The organism is Nocardiopsis prasina DSM 43845 (assembly GCF_000341265.1).
Classification (GTDB): domain Bacteria; phylum Actinomycetota; class Actinomycetes; order Streptosporangiales; family Streptosporangiaceae; genus Nocardiopsis; species Nocardiopsis prasina.
This window is the reverse complement of the sequence record NZ_ANAE01000221.1, coordinates 1-3,411: the sequence shown is the minus strand read 5'-3', so window position 1 is coordinate 3,411 and position 3,411 is coordinate 1. Positions and strand designations below refer to the sequence as shown.

Below are 3,411 nucleotides of genomic sequence, written 5' to 3'. Positions count from 1 at the left end.
GGACCCCAGGATGCACCTTCAAATCGACGAACTCAGGTTCCGCAAAAGCAGTTACAGCACCCCTCAGGGGCAGAACTGCGTGGAAGTAGCCCGGTACCGCGAATCCTCACACAGTGCGACCGCTAGCGATTGCATGGAGGTCGCTGGCCTGCGGCCCGGTGTCGCGGTCCGGGACTCCAAGTTCCCCGGCCACGGACACCTCCTCTTTCCCGGCCCCGAATGGGTCGCCCTCCTGCATACGAAATAGGGCGTGGTTGCCGGTGCTCGGAAGGGGCCTGCCGATCCAGGCAGGTCGAGTCAGGACGGCCTGACGGCCCAGCCCGACGACCACGCACTCGGCCACTCACGGCGCCACGAGAAACTCGCCGCCCGCTATGAAGCCACCACCCAACTCACCTTGGTACGCCAGGCGCGGTGACCACATCCCAAGCGCCCCAGGTGCCGTGCCGCGTCTGGACTACAGTTGGCGCACCATGCCCGATCTCTACGGAATCAACCATCTGACGCTGTCCACAACCAACCTCGAACGGCTCGTGGCCTACTACACGGAGTTGCTCGGAGCAACGCTCGCATTCGAGCGCGCTGCAACCACTTCCGATCCTCGGATCGCAGTCATCGATGTCGGCGGGAATGACCACCTTATGATCGTCGAAACCGCCACTGCCCCCACCGTTGGTCTCGATCCCCTCAGCAAGGCGGGGTGGGGGCTGCGCGTGGGAACCTACGCGCAACTGTGTGAGGTTCGCGATCACATCCTGGCTGCCGGGTGGCCGGTCGGGCAGATCGAGACACTGCCCACGCAGTGGACGATGTCGGCTCGCGATCCCGACGGACGCCCTGTGGACGTTCGAGCCCATCGCTCACGTACCGCATCGCCGTCACGAACCGCTGACTAGTGGCTCTTCAGAACACGCCCTAGGACCACACTGGCAGGCGGTGGCGGCATGAGGGCCCCAGCCCTACGCCCACTAAGCCCCCCGTATCCCCTCCGGCGTCGCTTCCACTCCGTCGTCGGAGGGCACGGTCAGCAACCGAATCCCGTACGCCGCGACCACCGCGCACCCCACGGCGACAACCCCACCCAACCAACCGCCCGCGTAGGTCTCACCCATGAACGCCACACCGACAACCGCAGCAGCGACCGGGTTGGCCAGCGTGGTGATGCCCAGCGGCGCCCCCAGATCCATCCCCTGATAAGCAGCCTGCGCAAGAAGAAGCCCGAGCACGGCGATCACCGCCGTCGCCGGGCTCGACGGGTGCGTCAGCCCCGCCAGCACACCCTCGTCGAACGCCCACACGGCGGTCTTCACCGTCGCCGCCGAAACCCCGAAGGCCACCCCGGCGGCACCCGCGAGCAGGTAACTCCGCCAGGCCCTCGACGGCACCCGGCCAGCGACCCAGGCAATCACGGCGAGCAGGACCACCGTCCCAACGCCCACCAGCGCCGACGCCTCGAAGGACAGAACCCCACCATGGTCGCCCGTGACCGTGACCGCGAGCAGCACCCCGAGCGCGAGCATCGTGAGGGCCGCACCCCGCCACTCCGCGCGGCTCACCCTGCGCCGGGCGATCCGCGCCGACCACGGGATGCCGAGCACCAGCACCAGCACACCGAGGGGCTGCACGACGGTCAACGGCGCGAAGCTCACCGCAGCCACCTGGAACCCGGCGCGGCCGCCGTTGAACACGAGGGAGATCCACCAGAGGGGATGCCGGAGCAGTGCTCCGATCTGGTGTCCGCCGGTCAGCGGCTCGGGTACGCGGACGGCGAGCCTGCGCTGCGCCACGGCCGCCGCCGTGTACGCGAGGCAGGACATCACTCCGAAGGCGACCCCGAGCCACAGGCCGTATGACAAAGGGGACATACAACCCATGATCCCCGATTGCGACACCTCGCGACACCGGAATCAGGCCCCACTTTCGCTGGGCACCGCCCCGCGATAGAGAGCGGAGACCACGCCCTCGATATCGGGCTCCCGCAGGGTCAGGTCCGCCACCTCGTGTTCCGCCGTGACCCGGGAGATCACCCTCGCCGGGTTGTCCGCCAGCTCCAGCCACTGACGCGGCCCGTCCACCCGGACCGTGACGGCCCCCTCCACCTCGATCGCGGGCGCCGGAGCCACCAGGTCGACCACCAGCACGCGCGGCGTGGGAACGGTGGCGCGCAACCCGGGCAGATCCCCGTCGAAGGCGAGCCGCCCCTTGTCGATCACGATCACCCTGTCGCACAGCCGCTCCACGTCCCCGAGGTCGTGCGTGGTGATGAGGATGGTGGTCCCCCGCTCCCGGTTGATCCGCAGCAGGAACTCCCGGATCGTCGACTTGCTTACCACGTCCAGGCCGATGGTCGGCTCGTCCAGCACCAGCAGGCGGGGCGCATGCAGCAGGGCCGCCGTGAGGTCGCCGCGCATCCGCTGCCCCAGGCTGAGCTGGCGCACCGGGGTGTCCAGGAAGGGCTCCAGCTCCAGGAGTTCGGTGAGTTCGGCCAGGCGCTCGGCGTGGAGATCGGCAGGAACCCGGTACAAGTGCCGTGTGAGGGTCAGGCTGTCGCGCAGCGGCAGGTCCCACCACAGGGTGGTGCGCTGCCCGAACACGACCCCGATGTCCCTCGCCAGACTGGTGCGCTGACGGGACGGGTCCCGCCCGACCACCCGGACACTCCCCGCGGTGGGGGTGAGGATGCCGGTGAGCATCTTCATGGTGCTGGACTTCCCCGCACCGTTGGGCCCCAGGTAGCCGACGATCTCCCCCCTCCGCACGGAGAAGGTCACGTCCCGGACGGCGCTCACCCTGCGCCGGGTACGGCGCAGGAAGGGACCCTCGGACACCACGAAGTCGCGGCCGAGCCCCACCGCCTCGATGATCGGTTCGGCATCGGGTGCGGCCCCGGGCAGCGGGCCTGGTGCGGCGGCCTCCTCGCGGGTCTCGGTGGTCCCCGAAAACTCCCCGGGCTCAGTGGCCCCGGCGGTCCCGCTGGCCTCGGTGGTTGGTTCCTCTGTTCCTTCTGCGGTCATCGTTCAGCTCCCGGTGGATCGGTAGTGGCGCAGCCCGAACCGCCACAACAGGGCGGCTCCGGTGCAGGCGAGTACGGCGACGACCGGGCCCGCGTAGCGCAGGGCCTCCGGCATGCCGAGGGGGTCGGGTCGGTCGAGCACGAGAAGAGCGGGCTGCCAACTGACGAAGGCCAGCGGCACCACGTACGTCACCGAGCGGACGACCTCCCGGCCGTAGATCGCCAACGGGTACTCGGTGAGCGCCTGCCCGCCGTAGGTGAGCGCGTTGGCCGCCTCCCGGCCGTTCGCGACGAAGAACTGGAGACAGGCGGTGGCCACCCAGATCGCGCCGCAGATCAGCACCCCGGACAGCGTCATCCCCAGGAGCAGGAGCCCCTTGCCGGGAGTCCACTCCACG

The 3,411-nt window shown here is 69.3% G+C and carries 5 protein-coding genes; 2 read left to right on the top strand and 3 right to left on the bottom strand.

From position 1 onward, the window contains the following. Nucleotides 1–10 precede the first annotated feature (10 nt). The gene (locus D452_RS30005; RefSeq protein ID WP_026129715.1) at nt 11–247 is read left to right on the top strand and encodes a DUF397 domain-containing protein; all 237 of its coding nucleotides are present in this window, start codon (nt 11–13) and stop codon (nt 245–247) included. Between the two features lie 226 nt (nt 248–473). Further along, on the top strand, nt 474–896 hold the full coding sequence (locus tag D452_RS30000) for a VOC family protein (protein WP_083927642.1): 423 nt from the start codon (nt 474–476) through the stop codon (nt 894–896). A gap of 72 nt (nt 897–968) precedes the next feature. Here the strand turns inward: D452_RS30000 and D452_RS29135 are convergent, their stop codons facing one another. The 3 genes from D452_RS29135 to D452_RS0126990 form a co-directional block, all read right to left on the bottom strand. Next, complete coding sequence (locus D452_RS29135) at nt 969–1,865, bottom strand: DMT family transporter (RefSeq protein WP_017547253.1); 897 nt, start codon at nt 1,863–1,865, stop codon at nt 969–971. Between the two features lie 42 nt (nt 1,866–1,907). Beyond that, complete coding sequence (locus D452_RS0126995) at nt 1,908–3,014, bottom strand: ATP-binding cassette domain-containing protein (RefSeq protein WP_017547252.1); 1,107 nt, start codon at nt 3,012–3,014, stop codon at nt 1,908–1,910. Nucleotides 3,015–3,017: 3 nt separating this feature from the next. Continuing rightward, nucleotides 3,018–3,411 (bottom strand): ABC-2 family transporter protein (locus tag D452_RS0126990; RefSeq protein ID WP_017547251.1); only part of this gene is annotated, 394 nt, incomplete at its 5' end.

Bases quoted from the DNA above. Each gene is read 5' to 3' on its own strand.
- D452_RS30005 (WP_026129715.1), top strand. From the start codon at position 11: ATGCACCTTCAAATCGACGAACTCAGGTTCCGCAAAAGCAGTTACAGC.
- D452_RS30000 (WP_083927642.1), top strand. From the start codon at position 474: ATGCCCGATCTCTACGGAATCAACCATCTGACGCTGTCCACAACCAAC.
- D452_RS29135 (WP_017547253.1), bottom strand. From the start codon at position 1,865: ATGTCCCCTTTGTCATACGGCCTGTGGCTCGGGGTCGCCTTCGGAGTG.
- D452_RS0126995 (WP_017547252.1), bottom strand. From the start codon at position 3,014: ATGACCGCAGAAGGAACAGAGGAACCAACCACCGAGGCCAGCGGGACC.